The organism is Haliea sp. (assembly GCF_040222615.1).
In the GTDB taxonomy this organism is placed as follows: domain Bacteria; phylum Pseudomonadota; class Gammaproteobacteria; order Pseudomonadales; family Halieaceae; genus Haliea.
The window spans coordinates 1-21993 of the sequence record NZ_JAVKCQ010000079.1; the positions used below are offsets into that span (position 1 = coordinate 1).

A 21993-nucleotide genomic window follows, 5' to 3' on the forward strand; every position below is an offset into this window, starting at 1 on the left:
CGGCCGCCGCTGGCCGACCTCTTGCTGCAGCCCTGTCCCCAATGTGCTGGCAGTGGCCGTGTTGCTCTGCCTTCAGCGGTGCGTCCGTGAGGCGCTGGTGAACCCGTGACAGTGTCGGCTTACCAGCGTCTGAGCAGTGTCCTCTGGGGCGGCATAGTCGGCTTCGTGGTGTTGCTGGCGGTATTTGTCAGCAGTGGCCGCCTGCTGGTTTCCATGGTCGGTGAGAACCAGGACTGGCTGGTGGCACAGGTAAATGCGCGCGCGCCCTTCGCGATAGAGGAGGGAAAACTGTCTGCCGAGTGGCGCGGTTTCAGCCCGGTTCTGGTGTTCCAGGGCTTGCGTCTCGGGTTTTCCGACGGCGAACCGCTGCTGCTGGGTGGCGGCCGGGTGACGCTGGATGTCTGGCAGAGCATGATCAGCCGCTCTCTGCGGTTCAGCCGCCTGCGGCTGGAGGACCTGCTGCTGACGGGGGAGCTCGCTGCCGATGGCCGCTTCCAGCTGCAGGGGATAGGTGGCGGCGGCGGTACCGCGGCGGCCTGGCTGCAGGCCCTGCTGCTGGACATCGAGCGGGTAGTGCTTGTGGCCAATAGCCTGCAGCTGCAGTTGCCCAATGGTGAGCAGGAAATACTGGCGCTGGACCTGTCCCTGCTGCGGGACGGGAGCCGGCGCCAGCTGCGGGCAGAGCTGGCCTCCGTGGATGGCTCCCAGCTGCTGATCCTGGCGGATGGAGTGGGCAATCCGCTGGCGCCGGACGACTATACCGGTGACGTTTACGCTCGCGCCAACCTGGTGGACCTGAAACAGCTGTCTCGCTGGCAGCCGCTGCTGGGACAGGCGCTGCCGCTCCGCGCCACCGGTGGCGCTGTGGTGGAGGGCTGGCTCGCCTGGGCGGGCGGAATCTCCGGGTTGCAGTTGCGCCTGGCGGGCGCGAAGCTCCTGCTGGAAAGCGACAGTGACGCCTGGTCCCTGCCCCTGGATTCGCTGCGGCTGGAGTCCAGTCTGCAGCGGCGCGGCCAGCGCCTGACCCTGTTCACCTCTGACGTGGAGATTGGCTACGAAGGTGAGGCATTTGCCCTGCCCCGACTGCAACTTGACCTCTGGGGAGACTCCCTGCGTGTTCGTGGCAGCGGGCTGCCGCTGGCGGATAGCAGCGATCTGCTGCGCGGGGCACGACTGTTGCCACCGGCACTCGCGGAGGCGATGACTGAGCTGGCGCCCAGCGGCAGTCTCGGTGGGCTGCAACTTTACCTTGAGGATGTCACCTCCAGTTCCAGGGGATGGTCGCTGGAACTGGGCTTCGAGGAGCTGGCGCTCCAGTCCTGGCGCGGCGCCCCGGGGGTTTCCGGAGCCCGCGGTTTTCTGCACCTGGAGCCCGGCGCCGGGGAGCTGATTCTGGACAGCGACGACGTGGTGCTGGATTTCCCCACGGTGTACCGCGAGCCGCTGGCCTATCGCGAACTGTTCGGCACTCTGGATATGGGCTGGGACGCGGACGGCCTGCGCTTGCACAGCGGTTTGCTGACCGCGGTGGGTGAGGAGGGCATGGCAAGGGCCCTGTTGGGGCTTCATGTCCCCTTCGCCGCCAGCACTGCGGGTGTGGAAATGGACTTGCTGGTGGGGCTGCGTGACACCGACGCCGGCTATCGCGCCCGCTACCTGCCGTACCTTCTGAATGAAAATCTGCTCGCCTGGCTGCAGTCCAGTCTGGAGCAGGGGCTGGTGGACGCCGGCGCGTTCCTCTGGCGCGGCAGCCTGCGGCCCGGCGCTGCCCCGCTGCGCACGGTACAACTGTTCTTCGAGGTCCGCGATGGGCAGCTGGCCTATCACCCCGATTGGCCGGTGCTGACAGACGTGCAGGGTACCGTGCTGATCGATGACACCAACGTCAGTGTCTGGGCGGACAAGGCGCGTCTCTACGACACCGATATCAAGGCGCTGTCCGCGGAAGCCTGGCGTCATGCCGATGGCGGCATGCGTCTGGCCATTGCCGCCAGTCTGGCGGGTGGCGCCGGCGACGGCCTCCAGGTGCTGAACCAGTCACCGGCAGGGACCAGCCTTCGGGGTGCGCTGACAGAGTGGCAGGCCCGTGGGAACATGGATGCGGATATCCGTTTGCAGCTGCAGCTGGCGAAGGAGCCGCCTCCGCCGGTGGTGGACCTGAAGATCGCGGTAAGCGACGGGGCGCTGGAGATCCAGCCGGGCAACCTGCAGCTCGAGGATATCAGCGGGATACTCTCCTACAACTCCGCCTCCGGCTTCAGGGCTGAGCAGATGACGGCCAGTCTCTGGGAGCGGCCTCTGGATCTGGCTCTGCGGCAACTGCCCGCGACCGGGAAGCAGGCGGGAGACAGCGCGGGCGGCATGGCCCCGGTGCAGCTCACCTTTGCATCTGCTGTCCAGGTGGATGACTTGCGCCAGTGGCTAGGACCCGTGCTGCCGCCCCTGGTGAGCGGTGCCGCGAGTTTCAACGGCAGCCTGGATTTTGCGCCGGGCAGCTTGCCACGGCTGCAACTCAACTCCGACCTGCTGGGGCTGGCGCTGGACCTGCCGGCGACCTGGGCCAAGCCCGCTGGCTCAGCGCTGCCGTTCTCCCTGCAGGCCGAGCTCGGCGCCAGGCCACTGCGGCTGGAGCTGACCGGAGGGCGGCGCTGGCACGCGCAGCTGAGCATCGGCGACGGGCGCCTGCAGAGCGCGGCGCTGGGATTGCAGGATCGTTCCCTGCCGCTGCTGCCGGGTCGGCTGCGCGTATCCGGCCATGCCGCGCTGCTCGATGTCGCTGCCTGGCAGTCGCTGTTGGCGAGCCTGTCCGGGCAATCGGCGGAAGTGCAGGCAACCAGAGATCTGCGCCTGACCGTGGAGGACCTTCTGGTCGACAGCCTGCAGCTACGGGGCCAGGACTGGCAGCGAGTGCTTCTCGACCTCGAACAGGAGCCCGACCAGTGGCGCGTTAGCCTGGAAACCGACTGGGTGCAGGGTGCGGCCACGGTCGCCGGCGACCTCGCCACCGCCCGCGTCGACCTGGCCCACCTGGATCTATCGGGACTGGGTGGCGGCGGGGGCGGTGAAGCCGAGCCCGGGCAATTCCGTGACTGGCCCGCAATCGATGTTCATATCGCCGATTTACACCGCGGAGCGCGACCCCTGGGGGAACTGTCCCTGACCCTGGAGCCCGGCCCGGATCGCCTGGATGTGCGGCGGATTCACGGTGAACTGCTGGGCTTCAGGCTGCCGGAGGAGACTCCGGGCAGCCTGCTGTGGACGGGGGAGGGCACCCGTTTGCAGGCGGAGCTGTTCGCCGCTGATCTCGGGGACACTCTTGCCGCACTGGACTATGAGCGCATCCTGGAAACGAGTAGCGGGCGCTTTGGCCTCGATCTGCGCTGGCCCGGAGCGCCGCAGAAGTTTGCTCTCGCGGCCAGCAGTGGCATGTTGTCGGTGGCCGTGGAGGAGGGGCGTTTCCTGACCGCCTCGGCGGGTGCCTCGGGCACACTGCGGGTGGTCAGCATTCTCAACCTCGCCGACATCATCCAGCGCCTGAGCCTCAGCCAGCTGTTTGAGTCCGGCATTCCCTTTGACAGCATGCAAGGGGATGTGAATTTTGCCATGGGCCAGATAGAAGTGCCGCGCCTCGAGGTTGCCGGCGCCGCCACCGGCTTCCGCTTCAGCGGCAGTTCGGACATCGCTGCCCGCAGTCTCAATGGCGAGCTGGTCGCTACTCTCCCGGTGGCGAGCAACCTGCCCTGGGTGGCGGCACTGACCGCGGGGCTGCCCGTAGCGGCGGGCGTCTTCGTGGTCAGCAAGCTGTTTGAAAAGCAGGTGTCCCAGCTATCCAGTGCCGTGTATGGCATAACCGGCACCTGGGACGATCCGCAGATCCGCCTGGACCGCATTTTCGACACCGGAGGGAGCCGGGTCGGGCAAGAAGAGGGCGACAGCGGGGAGACTGCGCCGGAGGCTGGGGCGCCGGCTCAGTCTTCCGGGGCTGAATCCTCATCCGACTCTGCCGCGGATTCGTCCAGCTCCCTGAGATAGCGAAAAAGCTTGCGCCGGGCAGCGGGCGCCTGGTTGCGCTGGCGCTCGCGCTGCTCCTGCAGCAGCAGCTGGCGCAGGTGTTGACGGTCGGCATGCGGCCAGCGGTTGACGATATCCTCTATCCCCGGCAGTCCGGTTTCAAGCAGGCGGTCGCGCACCTGCTCCAGGCCCTGGAACCGTGCCGCGTGCTGATTGCGCTCACGGTCGAGGGCGGCGAGGGCTTCGGCGATCGGCGCGGCATCGATATCGCGCATTAATTTGCCGATGAACTGCAGATGGCGCTTGCGGGCGCTGTTGGAGGTGATCCGCCGGGCTTCCTGAATTGCCTCGGCCAGTCGCTGATCGTCAATCGGAATCTTGCGCAGCTGTTTGTCACTGAGGCCAGTCAGGGTCTCGCCCAGAGCCTGCAGGGCGGTCATGCGCCGCTTCAGCTCGCTTTTACTGGGAGCTTCGTCCGTGTATGCGTAGTCGTCGTCGGAATCGTAGTCAGGCATAGAACCAGGTCGCCAGGCCGAGGAAAGAGAAAAATCCCACCACATCCGTTACCGTGGTCAGGACGACGCCGCCGGCTAGCGCCGGATCGATCTTCATCCGCTTCAGCAACAGCGGCAGGGCCGCTCCAGTGAAGGCGGCGGTGACCAGATTGATGACCATCGCCAGGGCGATGATCAGGCCCAGGTGCCAGTCGCCGAACCAGAGTGAGGCGGCGGCGGCCACTACCGATGCCCAGAGCATGCCGTTGAGCGCGCCTACCGCGACTTCACGGTTGATCAGCCAGGATTCATTGTTCTTGCTGACCTGGCCCAGGGCGATGCCGCGGACCATCACGGTCAGGGTCTGGGTGCCGGCGATACCGCCCATTGACGCTACGATCGGCATCAGTACCGCCAGCGCCACCACTTTCTCGATGGTGTCCTGGAACAGGTTGATGACCGAGGCGGCGAGAAAGGCGGTAGCCAGGTTGATACCAAGCCACACCGCCCGGCGGCTGGCGGTGTGCACTACCGGCGCAAAAGTGTCGGTATCCTCGGCGAGGCCCGCCATGGACGTCAGGGAGTGATCGGCGTCCTCGCGGATGACATCCACCACATCGTCGATGGTGATCCGGCCCAGCAGGCGGCCGTTGTCGTCCACCACCGGCGCTGACACCCAGTCGTTGCGCTCGAACAGGCGCGCCACCTCGTCGTCGGGCATCCAGGCCGGGATCGGCGCGATGTCGGTCACCATCATCTCGCGCACAGTGGAGGAGGGGTCGGAAACCAGCAGGGTGTTGAGCGGCAGCAGGCCGATGAACTGATCGTTGCGGTTGACCACGATGAGATTGTCGGTCATGGCCGGGATCTCGGTGTGCCGTCGGAGATAGCGCAGCACCACATCGAAAGTCAGCGGCGGGCGGATGGTGATGGTATCCGTGCTCATCAGGCCGCCGGCGGTATCGTCCGGATAGGTCATCACCTGTTCCAGGCGCGCCCGGTCCCGGTGGTCCATGGAGTCGAGGACTTCCCGGGTTATCCGGTCCGGCAGCTGCTGCAGAATGTCGGCGAGATCGTCGTCCTGCAAGTGTTCGGTGATCTGGGCGACTTCCGCGGCGTCCATGTCGCTGAGGAAGTGGGCCCGCAGCTCGTCGCCGAGCTCGTTGATGACGTCGCCTTCGTTGTCCAGCTCCACCATCTGCCACAGGATGTGGCGGAATTTGGGCGGCGAGGACTCCAGCAGATGGGCGACGTCAGCGGCCGGCAGGCCATTGAGCATACGCTTGACGTCGGCAAAGGTACCACTGCCCAGGGCGTCGGCCAGGCGGTCGAGTCTAGCCTGTGATGTCGTGGAACGCTGGGCCATGGGGACAGGAATCCGCTGTAGTCTGCTGCGGTGGATCCGCAGTGGCAATTATCGGGCAAAGCGCCCCGCGTAACAACGTGGCCGGCGAGGCGTGGCCGGCGAGGCGTGGCCGGCGAGGCGTGGCCGGCGAGGTGTGGCCGGCGAGGCGTGGCCGGCGAGGTGCTGCCGGCGAGGTGCTGCCAGCGAGGTGCGGCCAGCGATGTGCCGCCGACCAGCTGCCGTCAGCGAGATCCCGTCAGCGGCGCGCTGCCGGTGAGCTGTGACCGGTGAGGGGCGGGACCGTGCTATTCGCCCTCGTCGAAGCGGTTCTCGATCAGGTTTTGCAGAGCGACCAGGGCCGCGTTCTCGTCCTCGCCATCAATCTCCAGGTCGAGCACGGTGCCCTGTCCCGCAGCCAGCATCATCACGGCCATGATGCTCTTGCCGTCCACCATCTGGCCGTCCCGACCCGCCCGCACCGTGCTGGCATAGGCCGTGGTACAGCCGACGAACTTGGCGGCAGCCCGGGCATGCAGCCCCAGTTTGTTGATGATTGTGACTTTTGTCTGGATCACAGTATCCGCTGCTATTGCAGCTCCCGGTGTCGAATGTGGATCTGCGGATACTGCTGCTGGTAATGCCGGAACAGTCTGGCCGCGAGATATACTGACCGATGTTGGCCACCCGTACAACCGATGGCCACGGTCATGTAGCTGCGGTTGCTGTCCCGGTAGTGCGGTAGCCAGCGGTCAAGATACTGGCTGATGCTGTCAAACAACTCTCCGGTCAGCGGCTGTTGTTCCAGGAATTCAATCACGTCCTGGTCCATTCCGTTCTGCAGCCGCAGCTCCTTCACCCAGTGGGGATTTGGCAGCATGCGCACGTCGAATACCAGGTCGGCGTCGGTAGGTACCCCGCGCTTGAAACCGAAGGACTGGATCAGGATGGACATGCTCCCGGACAGGTCGCCCACCAGGCGCTGACGAATGGCGTCCCGCAATTCGTAAATGGTCATCTGGCTGGTGTCCAGCACCAGGGCGGCGGCACTGGCGATGGGCTCAAGTAACTGCCGCTCGCGCTCAATCGCCTCGGCCAGCGGCATCCGTTCGCCGCTGAGGGGGTGTTTGCGCCGGGTTTCGCTGAAACGCTTGATCAGGACGCTGTCCTGGGCGTCGAGAAACAGGATCTCGCTGTTCACACTGTCGGGCAGCGACTCGACAATGGCACTGAAGTCCTCGAGATTGCGCCAGGCGTTGCGGGCGTCAATGCAGACAGCGACACCGCGGAAATGTGCGAACTCGGGCCGGCTGGCTTCTTCTACCAGCGCCGGCAGCAGAGCCACCGGCAGGTTGTCGATGCAGTAGTAGCCTTCGTCCTCCAGCTGGTGCAGGGCGGTACTTTTCCCTGAGCCGGAGCGACCGGAGATAATGACCAGCTGCATGAGCGGCAACTCAGGCAGTCCAGCCGGTGGCGCGCCGGTACAGGGTTTCCGAGTCGGCGGCGCTGCGCAGTTGCTCGCAGAAATCTGATTGGCTGAACAGTCGTGCAATCCGCGCGAGGATGTCCAGGTGGGCCTGGTGCGCCTCCTCCGGGACCAGCAGGACGAAGAGTATGTCCACGGGAATGTCGTCCGGGGCGTCGAAATCGACGGCTTCTTCCAGGGTGGCGAGGCAGCCTATGGGCTCGCTGCAGTTGGCGATGCGACAGTGGGGAATGGCGATACCGGCGCCGAGACCCGTGCTGCCGAGGCGTTCTCGCGCAATCAACTGGGCGAAGATATCGGTGTCTACGAGATGGGGGTTGTCTTCGCTGATGACCCGGGCAAGGATCTCAAACAGTTTTTTCTTGCTGGTACCCGGCGCACGGCAGACCGTGCGCACGGGGGACAGCAGTTCGGAGAGAACTTGCATGATTGGATCCTAGTGACCTCGGGACTTTTCTTTGTGTTTGATCAGCTGGCGGTCCAGCTTGTCTGCCAGCGCGTCAATCGCAGCATACATGTCTTCGGATTCGGCCGCGGCGAAAATGTCCGCGCCTGAGATATGAATCGTGGCCTCGGCCTTCTGCACCATTTTTTCGACGATCAGGGTCACGTCCGTGTTGGTGATCTGGTCAAAATGTCGCTGGAGCCGCTCGAACTTGCTTTCCACGTATTCGCGCAGCGGGTTGGTGACCTCAACGTGGTGACCACTGACATTTAATTGCATACCTGACTCCTTTTTCATCGGAAACCCGGGCTGTTACCCCCGGAACTGGCGAGCCCGCCTGCTGGCGGCCGCCGGGTAACGCACTGCTAGGCAGTACTCTGGCATTCTAGACCAATCTCTTGCGCTCGTTGGAGGGCGGGATCAGCAGCATCTCCCGATACTTGGCTACCGTTCTCCTCGCTACCTGCAGGCCCTGCTCTTCCAGCAGGGCCGCGATTTTGTTGTCACTGAGGGGCTTGCGCGGGTTTTCCGCGGCAACCAGTTTGCGAATCAGGGCCTTGATGGCTGTGGATGAGGCCTCGCCGCCGGCTGTGGTACCCACATGGCTGGAGAAGAAATATTTCAGCTCGAATATCCCGCGGGGGGTGTGCATGTACTTGCGCGTTGTAACCCGGGAGATGGTGGACTCGTGCATCTCAACCGCGTTGGCGATATCGTGCAGCACCAGCGGCTTCATGGCCTCCTCGCCGTATTCCAGGAAGTTGCGCTGGTGCTCGACAATCTTGCTGGCCACCTTCATCAGCGTTTCGTTGCGGCTGTACAGGCTCTTCAGGAACCAGCGCGCTTCCTGCAGGTTGTCCTTGAGGAAAGTGTTGTCGGCGCTGCTGTCCGCCCGCTTGATGAGGCTTGCATAGCTTTCGTTGATGCGCAAGCGGGGCGCAATGTCGGGATTGAGTTCGACCACCCAGCGGCCATTGCGCTTGCTGACAAACACATCGGGAACTACGTATTCGGTGGTGTCATCGCCCACGTTTTCGCCCGGATTGGGATCCAGGGAGCGAATCAGGTCAAGCACCGCCTTGAGCTGGTCTTCATTCAGGCGCATGCGGCGCATGATCTGCTTGTAGTCGCCGCTGCCGAGTTGCGCCATGTGGCGGCTGACCATCAGTCTGGCCTGCTCCAGGTAGGGGGTGTTGGCGGGCTTTTGCTGCAGCTGGACCAGCAGGCACTCCTGCAGGTCACGGGTGCACACGCCGGCGGGTTCAAATTGCTGCAGGCAGTGCAGGACCGCGATAACTTCCTCGACGTCGATATCCAGCTCCGGCGTCAGCGCCTGGTGGATATCCTCCACGCTGCTCTGCAGCCTGCCATTGCTGTCCGTCGCATCGATCAGGGCCAGGGCAATCACCCGGTCCGTGTCCGACAGGCGGGTGAGGTTGAGCTGCCAGCGCAGCGTGTCCTGCAGACTCTCGGTGGCGTTGTTGCGGCTGTCGTAGTCTCCGTCGAACAGCTCATCGCCGTTGCCGGCGGGCGCGGAGGACGTGGGCATCAGGTCATCCCACTGGGTATCCACCGGCAGTTCCTCTGGCAGGCTTCCGGGCTGCCAGTCCTCGGCGAGACTCTGGCTTTCCGCGCCCTTGCCCTCCAGACTTTCCATCAGGCTATCGCCTGACTGGTCGCTGCTGCGCTCCAGGCGAGTGGTGTTGTCCACCTCGACGTCAGCTTCGAAATCCTCCTCCGCGACCTCCAGCAGCGGGTTGTTGTCCAGGGCCTGCTGGATTTCCTGCTGCAGGTCCAGGGTGCTCAGCTGTAGCAGCCGGATAGCCTGCTGCAGCTGCGGAGTCATGGTCAGCTGTTGGCCGAGCTTGAGTTGTAGCGACTGTTTCATCGGCGTGGAGAAATCATCCCGGATACCATCTCGGAGGAGGCTGTCGGCTGAGTGTAGCGCCGGCTTATGGCGGCGCGCAACAGGATGGCGTGAATTTTGCTAGGCGGCTTTCTGTCCCGGTGCCGGCGCTACAGGCGGAAGTGCTCGCCCAGGTAGACTTTGCGTACCCGTGGACTGTCCAGCACTTCCTGGGCAGTGCCATCGGCGATGATGTGCCCCTCTCCGACAATGAACGCCCGCTCGCAGATATCCAGGGTATCGCGCACATTGTGATCGGTAATCAGGACTCCGATACCGCGCTTGCGCAGGTGGGTGATGATGTCCTTGATGTCGCTCACTGAAATCGGGTCAACCCCGGCAAACGGCTCGTCCAGCAGGATGAAATCGGGCTCGGTGGCCAGTGCCCGGGCGATCTCCACCCGGCGACGTTCGCCGCCGGACAGGGATTGCCCGAGGTTGCTGCGCAGGTGGGTGAGATGGAACTCCTCGAGCAGACGATCACAGTGGCTGTGGCGCTCCGCCCGGTTCAGGTCCGGGCGGGTTTCCAGGATTGCCAGCAGGTTGTTCTCCACCGACATCTTGCGGAAGATCGACGCTTCCTGGGGCAGGTAGCCGAGCCCCCGGCGCGCGCGCTCGTGCATGGACAGGCGGGTGATATTCTCGCCGTTGAGTTCAATGCTGCCTTCGTCTGCGGCGATAATACCCACGATCATGTAGAAACAGGTGGTTTTGCCGGCGCCATTCGGGCCCAGCAGTCCCACTACTTCCCCGCTGCTGAGTTCCAGCGAGACGTCCACCACAACCTAGCGCCCGCGGTAGGCCTTGGCCAGGTTACTCGCTCTCAGTTGCGCCACTGGCTGCTCCGTCCTGCTCTCCACCCTCAAGGGCTTGCGCCGGAATGACGACCTCAACCCGGCCGCCGTCTTCCCGCCGGCCACGTCGGCCCGCACCCTCTGCTCGGTCATGAAATAGTCAATCGTGTTGCCGGTGACGATCGAGCCCTCCTGCTCTATCCGTGCCTGCCGGCTCAAATGCACCCGGTCCTCCGCTTTGAAGTACTCGATGATCTGCGCGGCGGCGTGGACAATGCCCTTGCTGGCCTCCGGTTGCTGCTGCAGGCGGGCGGGACTGCCCTCGGCGAGTATGCGATCCGCGGCCACCTGCTGGTGAAACACGGTAATTTTCTCGGCTTCGATCCGCAGGCTCCCCTGCTGCATCCGCACGTTGCCGGTGTATTCGGTGAATCCCTGCCGCTCGTCCCGCAGTGCCTGGTCGGCGGAGATGCGAATGGGCTGCTGCCGGTCCTCGGGCAGGGCGCTGGCGCCCGCGGCCAGAAGCCAGGCAGCCGCGGCAATTGCCGCCCGCAGCGAGCGCCGGGACGCGCGTCCCGGGTCAGGGGCCAGTCGGAACATAGATGCCCTCCACATTGGGCTGCAGCAGGATGGTTTCATTGGCGAGATCGGCGAACATGCCGTCCGCTTGCAGGACGTTACCATCCATTTCTGCGGTTACGGGGACCTTGGAGCTGGCCGTGCGCAGTCGCAGGTCGAGTGCCATGGCCTGTGCCTGCAGGGTGCCCCCTGACTGGTCATTGCTGAGCACCACGTTGTGACTCAGGAGCAGCATGCTGGTGCGGTGCTTGAGTTCGCCCTGTTCGGCCGCCGCCGCCCAGGTGCGGTCGTTGCCATCGTGCGAATAAAAGCGCGGTTGCTGCAGGCTTGAGACATCGTCAGCGGCAAAGTGTTCGATACGCGAGGCTTCCATGACCTCGGCCAGGGCACCATCCTCGGCGAAGGCGAGGCTGCGGGTGTTGACCAGGTAGGTCTGCACGACCTCCGCGGCCCCGCCCCCCGGGGACCGTTCAATCCCGCCGTCTCCCACCAGGGACCAGTACCAGGCCGACAACAGGGCCAGCACGGAAGCCAGAACCCAGGTTCGTCTGCTGCCTCCCATCAGTTGAACCCCGCCAGTATCGCCGGCCACTCGCCTCGCTGCCGCAGCAGCCATTCACAGGCCTCGCGCACGGCCCCCGCGCCACCTGCCGCGGCGCTGCACCAGTCCGCTGCCTCCCGCACCTCGGCCACCGCGTCCGCTACGGTCAGGCCGAGGCCGGCGGCCCTGATGGCTCCGAGGTCGGGCAGGTCATCACCCATGTAGGCGCATTCGGCCAGGTCCAGGTCCAGGCCCGCGCACAGCTCCCGCAGGGCAGTGAGCTTGTCTTCACGGCCTTCGATCAACTGCGTGATACCCAGTTCAGCCGCCCGGCGCCCGACAACATCGGACCTGCGTCCGGTAATGATAGCCACGGTGATGCCGGTGCGCTGCAGCAGCTTGATACCCAGGCCATCCTTGATATTGAAGGCCTTGAGTTCGCTGCCATCGCTGGCGTAGATCACGCGGCCATCGCTCAGGACCCCGTCCACGTCCAGTGCGAGCAGGCGGATACCCTGTGCCAGTGTTGCGGCAGCGGAAATGTCAGTCGGGACCATGTCAGGCAATGCCCGCGTGCAACAGGCTCATCAGGTGGAGTACGCCCACCATGTGGCTCCCGTCCTTGACTACCAGCGAGGTGATCTTGTTCTCTTCCATGATGCGCAGGGCTTCCGCGGCGAGCATATTGGGTGCGATGGTCTTGGCGTCGCGGGTCATCAGGGCGTTGATCCGGGTGCTGCGAACGTCGACATCCTCGTCCAGCGCCCGGCGCAGGTCACCGTCGGTGAAAATACCCAGCAGCTGGTCATCGGCATCGGTGACCGTAGTCATGCCCAGGCCCTTGCGGCTGATCTCCAGCAGGGCGGCAGCCAGCACCGTGTCGGCCTGGACTCTGGGGATGGCGGCGCCGGTGTGCATGACGTCCTCGACCTTGAGCAGCAGCTTCTTGCCAAGCGTGCCACCGGGGTGGGAGAACGCGAAGTCCTCAGCGGTGAAGCCGCGTGCTTCGAGCAGCGCTATGGCCAGCGCATCGCCCATGACCAGGGCCGTGGTGGTACTGGAGGTGGGCGCCAGGTTGAGCGGACAGGCCTCGATGCTGACGCCGGTGTCCAGATGCGCATCCGCAGCTTCCGCCAGCGGCGAGCGCGGGTCGCCGGTCATGCTGACCAGGGGGATGCCGAGGCGCTTGAGCAGCGGCAGCAGGGTGACCACTTCCGGTGAGCGGCCGCTGTTGGACAGGGCAATGACGGCGTCATCGGCGGTAATCATGCCGATGTCGCCGTGGCTGGCCTCCGCCGGGTGTACGTAGAATGCCGGAGTGCCGGTGCTGGCCAGGGTGGCGGCAATCTTGCTGGCGATGTGTCCGGACTTGCCCATACCGGTGACAATCACCCTGCCGCGGATATCCAGCAGCAGGTCGCAGGCCTTGACGAAGGCGCCGTCTATGCGCTGCTCCAGCGCGCTCACGGCATCGCACTCCATGCGGATGGTGCGCCGCGCGGATGCAACGTAGCTGTCGTGGTCGTTTGCGTGCATGGTGGCCAGGTGGCTCAGCGGGTCCGATACAGCCAGTAATAGTACAGGGCGTATAGCGAGAGTAACAGCATGCCGACCGAGCGGCCGAGATAGGCGTGGCCGCCACCGCCGGATTTGCGCCGGTTGCGGCTGAGGAAGATTGCTGCGGCCAGTAGCACGGTGATGGCGGTCATGGCCAGGTAGTCCCGGTACAGTACCAGGGGCTCCAGGACCTCGGGAGTGATCAGGCCCGGGATCGCCATCACCGCCAGCAGGTTGAACAGATTGGAGCCGATGACGTTGCCGACTGCGATATCCGTGTGCCCGCGCAGGGCGCTGGCGATAGTCGCCGCCAGTTCCGGCAGGCTGGTTCCGATGGCCACGATGGTGAGACCGATCACCAGCTGTGATACGCCCAGCTGCTCTGCGACTTCGGTAGCGCCCCACACCAACAGCCTGCTGCTGGCCACCAGCAGGAGCAGTCCCAGCAGGAAGGTGAGCCACGCCTTGCCCATGCGCGGTGGCTCCGCCGTGATGCTCGAGACTTCCTCCAGCAGGTCCGGGTCAGTTTCTTCGCTGCGCACCATCTGGGTCATGATGACGGTCAGGGTTGCCAGCATGATCAGGCCGTCTACCCGCGACAGCACACCATCGAGGATCAGCAGTGCAGTGCCCAGGGTCACCATCAGCAGTGCCGGCAGCTCCCGCCGCATGCAGCCCGCTTGCACCGTCATGGGGGCGATCATCAGGGTTGCGCCCAGCACCAGGCCGATGTTGGCGATGTTGGAACCGATAGCGTTGCCAATGGCGAGTTCGCCCGCGTCCGACAGCGCTGCGGTAACCGAAACCAGGATTTCCGGTGCCGAAGTGCCGATGGAGACAATGGTCAGGCCGATGATAATGGGCGACATGCCCATGTTGGAGGCGATTGCGGCGGCGCCGGCTATGAACAGGTCGGCGCTCCAGATCAAGACAATAAATCCGACAAGAATAGCGGCTGTGGCTAACAGCATAAGGCTGGAAATCCTGTTAAAGTACGCGGCGGCCGGGCTATTGAACTGTACCCCCGGGAGCTTGTCAAAATGCGAACTCCGGCGGGCTTGACCGGCGCGGGGAGCAGGGCGGCAGTATACAGAGCGCCAGCAAACTTGTAATTCAATTCAGGGATCACTTTATGAAGCAGTTGCTGCATCTTGCCGCAGCCTTGTTACTGGCCGCTGGCACCACCCTGGCCCATGCCGTGGACACAGACCCGCCGGAGGGGCCCCATGAAGTGGTGCGCCAGGCTACCGAGGCGGTGATGTCGGCGGTGGACGAGGCGCAGGCCTACGTCGATGCCGAGCCGGACCGTTTCTACGATCAGCTGCAGGAGATTCTCGACTCGGTGGTCGACTTCCGCGGCTTTGCCCGCGGCGTGATGGGGCCGTACGCCAGCAGCGAGCGCTACCGCTCCCTGGACGCCGGGGGTCGTGAGCAGTTGCGCGAACAGCTGGAGCGCTTCACCGAGGTCATGCGGGTCGGCCTGGTGCGCACCTACGGCAAGGGTCTGCTCGCCTTCGGCGGTTCCCGGATCGAGGTGCCGGCGCTCAGCGAGGAAGAGGCTGCGGGGTCGCGGGTTGCGGTGCGGCAGCTGATTTTCAACGATGGCGCCGAGCCCTATGTGCTGGTTTACCACATGGGTCGTGAAAAAAGCGGTGCCTGGAAGCTGCGCAATATGGTCATCGAGAACGTCAATCTCGGGGAGATCTACCGCAGCCAGTTCGAATCCTCTGCCCGCAAGCACGGGGGTGATCTCGATCAGGTGATCGCAGGCTGGACCGCGGTAGAAATAGAAACCTGAGGCAGCTGCTGGCGGCTGGCTGCGGCATGTCCCGGCAGCCCCGCCCTCGCGTTGGCGGTTGAATTCTCCTAGAATGCGCGTCTTTTGCCCCGCGGGGGCAGCTTGCCAGAGGAACAGAAATGATGGACGCAGCGACGGTAACGGCATTGCTGGAGGCGCACCTCGACGGGTGCCAGGTCCAGGTTGAGGGCGCCGGCAATCGCTATGAAATCACGGTGATTGGTGAGGTCTTCGAGGGCAAGCGCCCGGTCCAGCGCCAGCAGCTGGTGTACGCGGCCTTGAACGAACAGATAGCCGACGGCAGTATCCACGCGGTCAGTATCCGCACCTTTACCCCCGGGCAGTGGCAGGCTGGCGCCTGAGGCCCGGTCTCATCAGGAGCAACTAGTGGACAAACTGGCTATTCGCGGCGGGCAGCGCCTGGACGGGGAGTTGCGCATCTCCGGGGCCAAGAACGCCGCGCTGCCCATTCTTGCGGCGACGCTGTTGACGAAAGACCTGGTCACCATTCGCAATCTGCCGCACCTCAATGACATCACGACCATGATCGAGCTGCTCGGTTGCCTGGGCGTTGATCTGACCCTGGACGAAAAGCTCAGTATTGAGGTCAATGCCGGGCAGTTGACCGGTTTTTCGGCGCCCTACGAGCTGGTCAAGACGATGCGCGCCTCGATCCTGGTGCTGGGACCGATGGTGGCCCGCTTCGGCAAGGCCCATGTCTCCTTTCCCGGTGGTTGCGCGATTGGCAGTCGCCCGGTCGACCTGCACCTCAAGGGCCTGGAAGCCATGGGCGCCACCATCAGTGTGGACAACGGCTATATCAACGCCGAAGTCCAAGGGCGGCTGCAGGGTGCCCGTATCGTGATGGAGACGGTGACGGTTGGCGGCACCGAGAATCTGATGATGGCCGCCACCCTCGCCAATGGTCGCACGGTGCTGGAAAATGCAGCCCGTGAGCCGGAAGTAGTGGACCTGGCAGAGTGCCTGATAGCGATGGGCGCCCGGATCAAGGGGCACGGCACTGACACCGTTGTTATCGAAGGCGTCGAGCGTCTGCACGGTTGCGACTACACGGTCATGCCCGACCGCATCGAGACCGGGACTTACCTGGTCGCGGCGGCGGCAACGGGGGGGCGGGTACTGTTGAAGGGGACCTGCCCGCACACCCTGGAAGTGGTTTTGGCCAAGCTTGAGGAGGCCGGCGCCCGGATTGAGCAGGGCGAGGACTGGGTGTCGCTGGACATGGCGGGCAAGCGGCCCAGGGCGGTGAGCGTGAAGACCGCTCCCTATCCCGGTTTCCCGACCGACATGCAGGCCCAGTTCACCGCCATGAACGCCATTGCCGAGGGCACGGCGACGGTCACCGAAACCGTGTTCGAGAACCGCCTGATCCAGACCCACGAGATGAATCGCATGGGAGCCCATATCGTGATCGAGGGGCACACCGCCATCATTACCGGGCAACCGTTCCTGCAGGGCGCCCCGGTTATGGCCAGTGACCTGCGCGCATCCGCCAGCCTGGTGATTGCCGGGCTTGTCGCCCGGGGCGAAACCGTCATCGACCGCATCTACCATATCGATCGGGGGTATGAACGGATAGAGGAAAAGCTGCAGACCCTGGGGGCGGATATCCGCCGCCTGTCGAGCTGAGGTGGAGATGAGCAAGCCGCTGACCATGGCCCTGACCAAGGGCCGCATCCTCAAGGAAACCCTGCCGCTGCTTGCGCAGGCCGGTATTGAGCCGCTGGAAGATATCCACAGCAGCCGCAAGCTGGTGTTTGCCACCACGCGCCCCGACCTGCAGCTGGTGGTCATCCGTGGCACCGATGTTCCCACCTATGTGCGCCACGGCGCCGCCGACCTTGGCGTGGTGGGCAAGGATATTCTGCTGGAGCACGGCGCCGAGGGGCTTTACGAGCCCCTGGACCTGGGTATCGCCCGCTGTCGGCTGATGACCGCCGGGCCAGTAGGGTGGCAGGGCAGCGGTGCCCGGGTGCGGGTCGCCACCAAGTTCGCCAACATAGCCCGGCGCTTTTTCGCGGCCCAGGGTGTGCACGCCGACGTCATCAAGCTCTACGGAGCCATGGAATTGGCGCCCATGATGAACCTGGCCGACCTCATCGTGGATATCGTGGATACCGGCAATACCCTGCGCGCCAACGGCATGGAGCCACTGGACGAAATTGCCCGCATCAGTTCCCGCCTGATCGTCAACAAGGCGGCCATGCGCTCCCAGTACCGCGCGATCCAGAACCTTGTGGATCGGCTGGCGACCGCGACCGGGGGTAGCTGATGCAGAGGCTGGCCACAACCGATGCGGATTTTGCCGCGCGCCTGGCGGCGCTGACCGACTGGGAGGAGGGGCTGGATGTGGCGGTGGAGCAGACCGTCGCCGGAATCCTCGCAGATGTCCGGGCCCGCGGCGACGCGGCGCTGCTGGAGTACACCGCCCGCTTTGACCGCCTGCAACTGGACAGTGCCGCGCAGCTGGAAATTCCCCGGGCCCGTATTGACGCGGCGCTGACCGCGATTCCACTCGCCCGGCGCGAGGCGCTGGAGCAGGCCGCGATCCGGGTGCGCAGTTACCACGAGCACCAGCGCCAGGACAGCTGGCAGTATCGCGACGCCGAGGGCAATCTGCTGGGCCAGCAGATCACGGCCCTTGACCGGGTTGGTATCTATGTGCCGGGTGGCAAGGCCAGCTATCCGTCTTCGGTACTGATGAATGCGCTGCCTGCCCACGTGGCCGGGGTCGGCGAGATCATCATGGTGGTGCCGGCTCCCGGCGGCGAACTCAATGACCTGGTGCTGGCGGCGGCGGCCATCGCCGGAGTCGACCGCATCTTCACCCTCGGCGGTGCCCAGGCCGTGGCGGCGCTCACCTTTGGTACCGCCACCGTGCCCGCAGTCGACAAGATCGTCGGCCCGGGTAACATTTTTGTCGCCACCGCCAAGCGCCAGGTGTTCGGGCGGGTGGGGATAGACATGGTGGCGGGACCCTCGGAGATCCTGGTGATCTGCGACGGCTCAACCGACCCCGACTGGGTGGCGATGGACCTGTTCTCCCAGGCCGAGCACGACGAGAATGCCCAGGCCATTCTGCTCTGCCCCGACGCCGGCTACCTGGAGCGGGTGGAGGCCAGCATCCGGCGGCTGCTGCCCACCATGGAGCGGGCGGACATCATCCGCGCTTCCCTGGAGCGCCGCGGCGCCATGGTCCTCACCCGTGACCTGGCTGAGGCCGTGGCGGTCAGCAATCAGCTGGCGCCGGAACACCTGGAGCTTTCAGTGGCCGACCCGGAAGCTCTGCTGGGTGCGGTGCGTCACGCCGGGGCGATCTTCATGGGTCGCTACACATCGGAAAGCCTGGGGGACTACTGCGCCGGTCCCAACCACGTCCTGCCCACCTCGCGCACAGCGCGGTTCTTCTCGCCGCTCGGGGTCTATGACTTCCAGAAGCGCAGTTCACTGATCATGTGCAGCGAGCAGGGGGTGCAGTCCCTCGGGCGGATTGCCTCCGTGCTGGCGCGGGGTGAGCAGTTGACTGCCCACGCCCGCAGCGCCGAGTATCGCCTGAAGTAATCCGGCCCGGGGCTATCCGGACGTTGGCGACTGCCGCAGGGTGCCGACGATAGCCTGCAGGTCCAGGGTCTGGTTGTTGCGCACCACGGTAATGTCGATCTTGTCGCCGGGCCGCAGCTGGGCAATGCGGTGCATTGTCAGGCGGCCATCGCGAACCGGCTCGCCGTCGATGTGGGTGATGATATCCCGGACCATGACCCCTGCCCGCTGGGCGGGACTGTCGGTGGCCACGGCGGTGACCTCCAGCAATTGCAGGCCCGGCTGTTGTTCGTTCAGGCCGCGCACCGGGGCCACGCTCACTCCCAGCCAGCCGCGAATAACCTCGCCGTAGCGGATCAGATCAGCCATCACAAACAGCGCCATATTGGCCGGAATCGCCAGGCTGATGCCGATGCCGGTGGAGACGCCGCGGGACTGGTCGGTGCCCGTGTAGATCAGGGTGTTGATCCCCAGCAGTTCGCCCCGGGCGTTGATCAGCGCACCGCCGGAATTCCCCAGGTGAATGGTGGCATCGGTCTGGATGTAGTCCTCGTAGACCGACAGCTGCAGGCCGTAGCGGCCGAGGGCGGAGACAATACCCTGGGTCACCGAATGGCCAAAGCCCAGCGGGTTACCGATGGCGAGCACGACGTCGCCGACACGGGCGCTGTCGGAATCCGCGATGGCGATGGGCTGCAGGTCTGGCAGCTGCACCTGGAGCACCGCGAGATCAGTGGCCGGGTCGGTGCCGATGACCACCGCATTGGCCGAGCGGCCATCGTGCAGCAACACCTGGATGGCGTCGGCCTCATCAATGACATGGTTGTTGGTGAGAATGTGCCCCTCTTCGGTCATGATCACGCCGGAGCCCAGCGAGCGTTCGATACGCTGTCGCTGTGCGGGAGCTGCATCGAGGCGGCGGGAGAGCAATTCGTCCCGCAACAGGTTGCTGCGGGACTGCACCAGTTTCGCCGTGTAGATGTTGACGACCGCCGGGGTGGCGCTGCGCACGGCGGGCGCGTAGCTCGCCGTGGCGCCACTGGCGCTGACGTTTGCGGGGCGCGGCAGCACCCAGCGGTCCAGGATCAGCAGCGCTGCCAGCAGGCCGGCGATGGCTGGCCACATCATAAAACGCAGGCTGTTGATCATAGAGCAGGGGCCGTGTGTCGATTCGCGCCTGCATTGTATATTATGGCGGGCGATACAGCAGCTCTGAACCCGCCATCATCTGTCCCGGAATTGCATTATGCCTGTCGATCTGCAGCAACTGGTCACTTATACCGATGAACTCCTGCAGGCGAGTCGTTTCAGCGATTACTGTCCCAATGGACTGCAGGTGCAGGGGCGTCCGGGCGTGCAGCGTATCGTCAGCGGCGTCACCGCCTGCCAGTTGCTGCTGGACGCCGCGGCCGAACTGGAAGCGGACCTGGTTCTGGTGCACCACGGTTTCTTCTGGCGGGGCGAGGCCCAGCCGGTGGTGGGCATGAAGCGTCGTCGGCTGGGTACCCTGCTGCGGCATGACATGAGCCTGCTGGCCTACCATCTGCCCCTGGATGCCCACCCGGAACTCGGCAACAACGCGCGGCTCGGCGCTCTGCTGGGGATTCTGGATCCGGAACACCTGGATGCGGCAAGCCCCGAATCCGTGGGCAGTGTGGGCCGTCTGCCGCAGCCCCTGCGAGCCGCAGACCTGGTGGCGCGGCTGGAGTCATTGACCGGGCGCGCTCCGCTGCACATTGGTGACCCGGGCCGTCCGGTACAGCGCATTGCCTGGTGTATCGGCGCCGCCCAGTCCTATATTGGCGCCGCGGTCGCCGCGGGCGCTGACCTGTTTCTCACGGGGGAGGCATCGGAGCAGACGGTGCACATTGCCCGCGAGGAGGGGCTGCAGTTTGTCGCCGCGGGCCATCACGCAACCGAACGCTACGGGGTTCAGGCCCTGGGGGAGCACCTGGCGGCCCGGTACGGGCTGGAGCACCGGTATGTGGACATCGACAACCCGGTTTGAGCAATGGCCTCAGGCCTCGGCGTCCCGCGCCTCCCGAATGCGCGCACGCTCGATGCCGAACTCCTCGTTGAGCATGCCCTTTTCTTCCGGCGATGCCTTGGGAGCGTAATCCAGCGGCGGCTGGATACGGGCGAGGTGGGCGGGGATTTCGGCGTCATCGGTACGACTCTGTAGCCGCTCCAGCGAGACCGGGCCCCGTTCCTGGCACAGTGCCTCGGCGCCCGTGGCAAGGTGGTTGTGCACATTGCGATAGCTTTCGGTCAGGGAATTGAGCAGCGCCGCGGTCTGGGTAAAGTGCTCGACCACTTCTTCCTCGTAGGCGCGCTTGTCCTGGCTCAGCTGGTCCAGTTTGCGCTCGGTCTCGCGCAGGCGCTGTCCATCATCGGACGTGCGGCGGCCCAGCAGCGCGCCGAGGCCTAGGCCAACCAGGAGTGTTACGGCGCCGGTGGCGACAAGTATCGTCAAACTATACACGGGAATTCCTCTAGCCAGCGATTGGGGCCGTCCCAGTATACCGAGACCAGGGGCCCCAGGTCTCGTTTTGTAGCATTTTCGGCAGCACCCGGCTTCCCGGCCGAGGGTGGCCTCGGTTGCCAAGGACCCGGGGCATCGTTAGAGTGTGCCGCCGATATCACTACCAGACTCTGACCGGATACCCGCTTGAGCCAGATTTTGACCAGCCCCTGGCAGCGCTACCAGGCCGATTTGCAACGGGAAGGGTTTTCCCGCGACCCCGCCCAGGAGGCGGCGGTGCGCCTGCTGCAGGACCTGTACGAGCGCCTGCTGGCGCGGCAGCCTCGCCCGCGGCGCTGGTGGCAGTTCTGGCAGCGGCAGGTGCAGGAGCCCGAGCAGGGGCTCTATCTCTGGGGCGGCGTCGGCCGCGGCAAGACTTACCTGGTGGACACGTTCTACGAATGCCTCCCGCTGGAAGCCAAGCTGCGGGTGCACTTTCACCGTTTCATGCAACGGGTACACGCCGAGCTGAAACAGCTGGGGGGGGAGAAAAACCCCCTGTTGCTGGTCGCGGACCGGCTTGCGGCGGAGGCCCGCGTGATCTGCTTTGACGAGTTCTTCGTCACTGATATTGCCGATGCGATGATCCTCGGCGGGCTCATGGAGGCGCTGTTTGCCCGCGGGGTGACCCTGGTCGCCACGTCCAATATCGAACCTGCCCACCTGTACGAGAACGGCCTGCAGCGGCAGCGGTTCCTGCCCGCCATTGCCCTGCTGGAGCGCCATACCCGGGTGATCAACGTGGATGCGGGTATCGACTATCGGCTGCGCACCCTGGAGCAGGCCGAGCTGTACCACTACCCGCTCGACGAGGGTGCTGACCGCAGCCTGCAACATAGCTTTGAGCGCCTGGCGCCCCACCCGGGGCAGCCCGGGGAGAACCTCCTGATCAATGGCCGCCAGATCCGTTGCCGCAGCCTGGCGGACGATGTGGTGTGGTTCGATTTCAGCGAACTCT

The 21993-nt window shown here is 64.9% G+C and carries 23 protein-coding genes; 8 read left to right on the forward strand and 15 right to left on the reverse strand.

Annotation, left to right across the window (positions count from 1 at the left end; all coding sequences use genetic code 11):
- Positions 1-105 precede the first annotated feature (105 nt).
- Positions 106-4032 carry a YhdP family protein gene (locus RJQ10_RS06940; RefSeq protein WP_350144983.1) on the forward strand — a complete coding sequence of 1309 codons (3927 nt, stop codon included), beginning with the start codon at positions 106-108 and terminating at the stop codon, positions 4030-4032.
- Here RJQ10_RS06940 and yjgA read toward each other — a convergent pair.
- The 13 genes from yjgA to RJQ10_RS07005 all read right to left on the reverse strand — a co-directional run bounded on the left by yjgA (position 3969) and on the right by RJQ10_RS07005 (position 14126).
- Positions 3969-4526, reverse strand: coding sequence for a ribosome biogenesis factor YjgA (gene yjgA, locus RJQ10_RS06945; RefSeq protein ID WP_350144985.1), 558 nt, complete (start codon positions 4524-4526; stop codon positions 3969-3971). The genes RJQ10_RS06940 and yjgA overlap by 64 nt on opposite strands.
- Positions 4519-5871, reverse strand: a complete 1353-nt coding sequence (gene mgtE, locus RJQ10_RS06950) for a magnesium transporter (protein ID WP_350144987.1) — start codon at positions 5869-5871, stop codon at positions 4519-4521. Before mgtE ends, yjgA begins: the two co-directional genes overlap by 8 nt.
- Positions 5872-6155: 284 nt before the next feature.
- The gene (locus RJQ10_RS06955; protein WP_350144989.1) at positions 6156-6425 is read right to left on the reverse strand and encodes an HPr family phosphocarrier protein; all 270 of its coding nucleotides are present in this window, start codon (positions 6423-6425) and stop codon (positions 6156-6158) included.
- 11 nt (positions 6426-6436) lie between these two features.
- Positions 6437-7291 (reverse strand): RNase adapter RapZ, encoded by an 855-nt coding sequence (gene rapZ / locus RJQ10_RS06960; RefSeq protein WP_350144991.1) that lies wholly within the window; start codon positions 7289-7291, stop codon positions 6437-6439.
- Between the two features lie 10 nt (positions 7292-7301).
- The gene (locus RJQ10_RS06965) at positions 7302-7760 is read right to left on the reverse strand and encodes a PTS sugar transporter subunit IIA (protein ID WP_350144993.1); all 459 of its coding nucleotides are present in this window, start codon (positions 7758-7760) and stop codon (positions 7302-7304) included.
- 9 nt (positions 7761-7769) lie between these two features.
- Positions 7770-8057 carry a ribosome hibernation-promoting factor, HPF/YfiA family gene (gene hpf / locus RJQ10_RS06970; protein WP_350144995.1) on the reverse strand — a complete coding sequence of 96 codons (288 nt, stop codon included), beginning with the start codon at positions 8055-8057 and terminating at the stop codon, positions 7770-7772.
- Between the two features lie 106 nt (positions 8058-8163).
- Positions 8164-9666, reverse strand: coding sequence for an RNA polymerase factor sigma-54 (locus RJQ10_RS06975; protein WP_350144997.1), 1503 nt, complete (start codon positions 9664-9666; stop codon positions 8164-8166).
- Between the two features lie 128 nt (positions 9667-9794).
- Positions 9795-10466, reverse strand: coding sequence for an LPS export ABC transporter ATP-binding protein (gene lptB, locus RJQ10_RS06980; protein WP_350144999.1), 672 nt, complete (start codon positions 10464-10466; stop codon positions 9795-9797).
- Positions 10467-10469: 3 nt separating this feature from the next.
- The gene (gene lptA, locus RJQ10_RS06985) at positions 10470-11078 is read right to left on the reverse strand and encodes a lipopolysaccharide transport periplasmic protein LptA (protein ID WP_350145001.1); all 609 of its coding nucleotides are present in this window, start codon (positions 11076-11078) and stop codon (positions 10470-10472) included.
- Positions 11059-11619 carry an LPS export ABC transporter periplasmic protein LptC gene (lptC, locus tag RJQ10_RS06990; protein ID WP_350145003.1) on the reverse strand — a complete coding sequence of 187 codons (561 nt, stop codon included), beginning with the start codon at positions 11617-11619 and terminating at the stop codon, positions 11059-11061. The genes lptA and lptC overlap by 20 nt, the downstream gene beginning before the upstream one ends.
- Positions 11619-12155: a KdsC family phosphatase gene (locus tag RJQ10_RS06995; RefSeq protein WP_350145005.1), complete on the reverse strand. Its 537-nt coding sequence runs from the start codon at positions 12153-12155 to the stop codon at positions 11619-11621. Before RJQ10_RS06995 ends, lptC begins: the two co-directional genes overlap by 1 nt.
- A gap of 1 nt (position 12156) precedes the next feature.
- On the reverse strand, positions 12157-13134 hold the full coding sequence (locus RJQ10_RS07000; protein ID WP_350145007.1) for a KpsF/GutQ family sugar-phosphate isomerase: 978 nt from the start codon (positions 13132-13134) through the stop codon (positions 12157-12159).
- A 14-nt stretch (positions 13135-13148) separates the two neighbouring features.
- Positions 13149-14126 (reverse strand): calcium/sodium antiporter, encoded by a 978-nt coding sequence (locus RJQ10_RS07005; protein WP_350145009.1) that lies wholly within the window; start codon positions 14124-14126, stop codon positions 13149-13151.
- A gap of 161 nt (positions 14127-14287) precedes the next feature.
- Between RJQ10_RS07005 and RJQ10_RS07010 the strand changes: the two genes are divergently transcribed.
- The 5 genes from RJQ10_RS07010 (at position 14288) to hisD (ending at position 18535) form a co-directional block, all read left to right on the forward strand.
- On the forward strand, positions 14288-14953 hold the full coding sequence (locus RJQ10_RS07010; RefSeq protein ID WP_350145011.1) for an MlaC/ttg2D family ABC transporter substrate-binding protein: 666 nt from the start codon (positions 14288-14290) through the stop codon (positions 14951-14953).
- A gap of 119 nt (positions 14954-15072) precedes the next feature.
- Positions 15073-15315, forward strand: coding sequence for a BolA family protein (locus RJQ10_RS07015; protein ID WP_350145013.1), 243 nt, complete (start codon positions 15073-15075; stop codon positions 15313-15315).
- A gap of 25 nt (positions 15316-15340) precedes the next feature.
- Positions 15341-16603, forward strand: coding sequence for a UDP-N-acetylglucosamine 1-carboxyvinyltransferase (gene murA / locus RJQ10_RS07020; RefSeq protein WP_350145015.1), 1263 nt, complete (start codon positions 15341-15343; stop codon positions 16601-16603).
- Positions 16604-16610: 7 nt separating this feature from the next.
- Positions 16611-17246 (forward strand): ATP phosphoribosyltransferase, encoded by a 636-nt coding sequence (gene hisG, locus RJQ10_RS07025; RefSeq protein ID WP_350145017.1) that lies wholly within the window; start codon positions 16611-16613, stop codon positions 17244-17246.
- On the forward strand, positions 17246-18535 hold the full coding sequence (hisD, locus tag RJQ10_RS07030; RefSeq protein ID WP_350145018.1) for a histidinol dehydrogenase: 1290 nt from the start codon (positions 17246-17248) through the stop codon (positions 18533-18535). Before hisG ends, hisD begins: the two co-directional genes overlap by 1 nt.
- Before the next feature lie 12 nt (positions 18536-18547).
- On the opposite strand, the gene RJQ10_RS07035 is transcribed toward hisD, so the two are convergent.
- A complete protein-coding gene (locus RJQ10_RS07035; protein WP_350145020.1) occupies positions 18548-19663 on the reverse strand; it encodes a S1C family serine protease in 1116 nt (371 codons plus the stop codon).
- A 97-nt stretch (positions 19664-19760) separates the two neighbouring features.
- Between RJQ10_RS07035 and RJQ10_RS07040 the strand changes: the two genes are divergently transcribed.
- Complete coding sequence (locus tag RJQ10_RS07040) at positions 19761-20522, forward strand: Nif3-like dinuclear metal center hexameric protein (RefSeq protein WP_350145022.1); 762 nt, start codon at positions 19761-19763, stop codon at positions 20520-20522.
- Positions 20523-20531: 9 nt separating this feature from the next.
- On the opposite strand, the gene RJQ10_RS07045 is transcribed toward RJQ10_RS07040, so the two are convergent.
- Complete coding sequence (locus RJQ10_RS07045; RefSeq protein WP_350145024.1) at positions 20532-20996, reverse strand: Z-ring associated ZapG family protein; 465 nt, start codon at positions 20994-20996, stop codon at positions 20532-20534.
- Between the two features lie 198 nt (positions 20997-21194).
- On the opposite strand from RJQ10_RS07045, the gene zapE reads away from it, so the two are divergent.
- The coding region (zapE, locus tag RJQ10_RS07050) for a cell division protein ZapE (protein WP_350145026.1) at positions 21195-21993 on the forward strand (799 nt) is incomplete at its 3' end.

Bases quoted from the DNA above. Each gene is read 5' to 3' on its own strand.
- RJQ10_RS07010 (WP_350145011.1), top strand. From the start codon at position 14,288: ATGAAGCAGTTGCTGCATCTTGCCGCAGCCTTGTTACTGGCCGCTGGC.
- RJQ10_RS07015 (WP_350145013.1), top strand. From the start codon at position 15,073: ATGATGGACGCAGCGACGGTAACGGCATTGCTGGAGGCGCACCTCGAC.
- yjgA (WP_350144985.1), bottom strand. From the start codon at position 4,526: ATGCCTGACTACGATTCCGACGACGACTACGCATACACGGACGAAGCT.
- RJQ10_RS06995 (WP_350145005.1), bottom strand. From the start codon at position 12,155: ATGGTCCCGACTGACATTTCCGCTGCCGCAACACTGGCACAGGGTATC.
- RJQ10_RS06965 (WP_350144993.1), bottom strand. From the start codon at position 7,760: ATGCAAGTTCTCTCCGAACTGCTGTCCCCCGTGCGCACGGTCTGCCGT.
- RJQ10_RS07000 (WP_350145007.1), bottom strand. From the start codon at position 13,134: ATGCACGCAAACGACCACGACAGCTACGTTGCATCCGCGCGGCGCACC.
- hisG (WP_350145017.1), top strand. From the start codon at position 16,611: ATGAGCAAGCCGCTGACCATGGCCCTGACCAAGGGCCGCATCCTCAAG.
- hisD (WP_350145018.1), top strand. From the start codon at position 17,246: ATGCAGAGGCTGGCCACAACCGATGCGGATTTTGCCGCGCGCCTGGCG.
- RJQ10_RS07035 (WP_350145020.1), bottom strand. From the start codon at position 19,663: ATGATCAACAGCCTGCGTTTTATGATGTGGCCAGCCATCGCCGGCCTG.
- mgtE (WP_350144987.1), bottom strand. From the start codon at position 5,871: ATGGCCCAGCGTTCCACGACATCACAGGCTAGACTCGACCGCCTGGCC.
- RJQ10_RS06975 (WP_350144997.1), bottom strand. From the start codon at position 9,666: ATGAAACAGTCGCTACAACTCAAGCTCGGCCAACAGCTGACCATGACT.
- RJQ10_RS07005 (WP_350145009.1), bottom strand. From the start codon at position 14,126: ATGCTGTTAGCCACAGCCGCTATTCTTGTCGGATTTATTGTCTTGATC.
- hpf (WP_350144995.1), bottom strand. From the start codon at position 8,057: ATGCAATTAAATGTCAGTGGTCACCACGTTGAGGTCACCAACCCGCTG.
- rapZ (WP_350144991.1), bottom strand. From the start codon at position 7,291: ATGCAGCTGGTCATTATCTCCGGTCGCTCCGGCTCAGGGAAAAGTACC.
- RJQ10_RS07040 (WP_350145022.1), top strand. From the start codon at position 19,761: ATGCCTGTCGATCTGCAGCAACTGGTCACTTATACCGATGAACTCCTG.
- lptA (WP_350145001.1), bottom strand. From the start codon at position 11,078: ATGTTCCGACTGGCCCCTGACCCGGGACGCGCGTCCCGGCGCTCGCTG.
- lptC (WP_350145003.1), bottom strand. From the start codon at position 11,619: ATGGGAGGCAGCAGACGAACCTGGGTTCTGGCTTCCGTGCTGGCCCTG.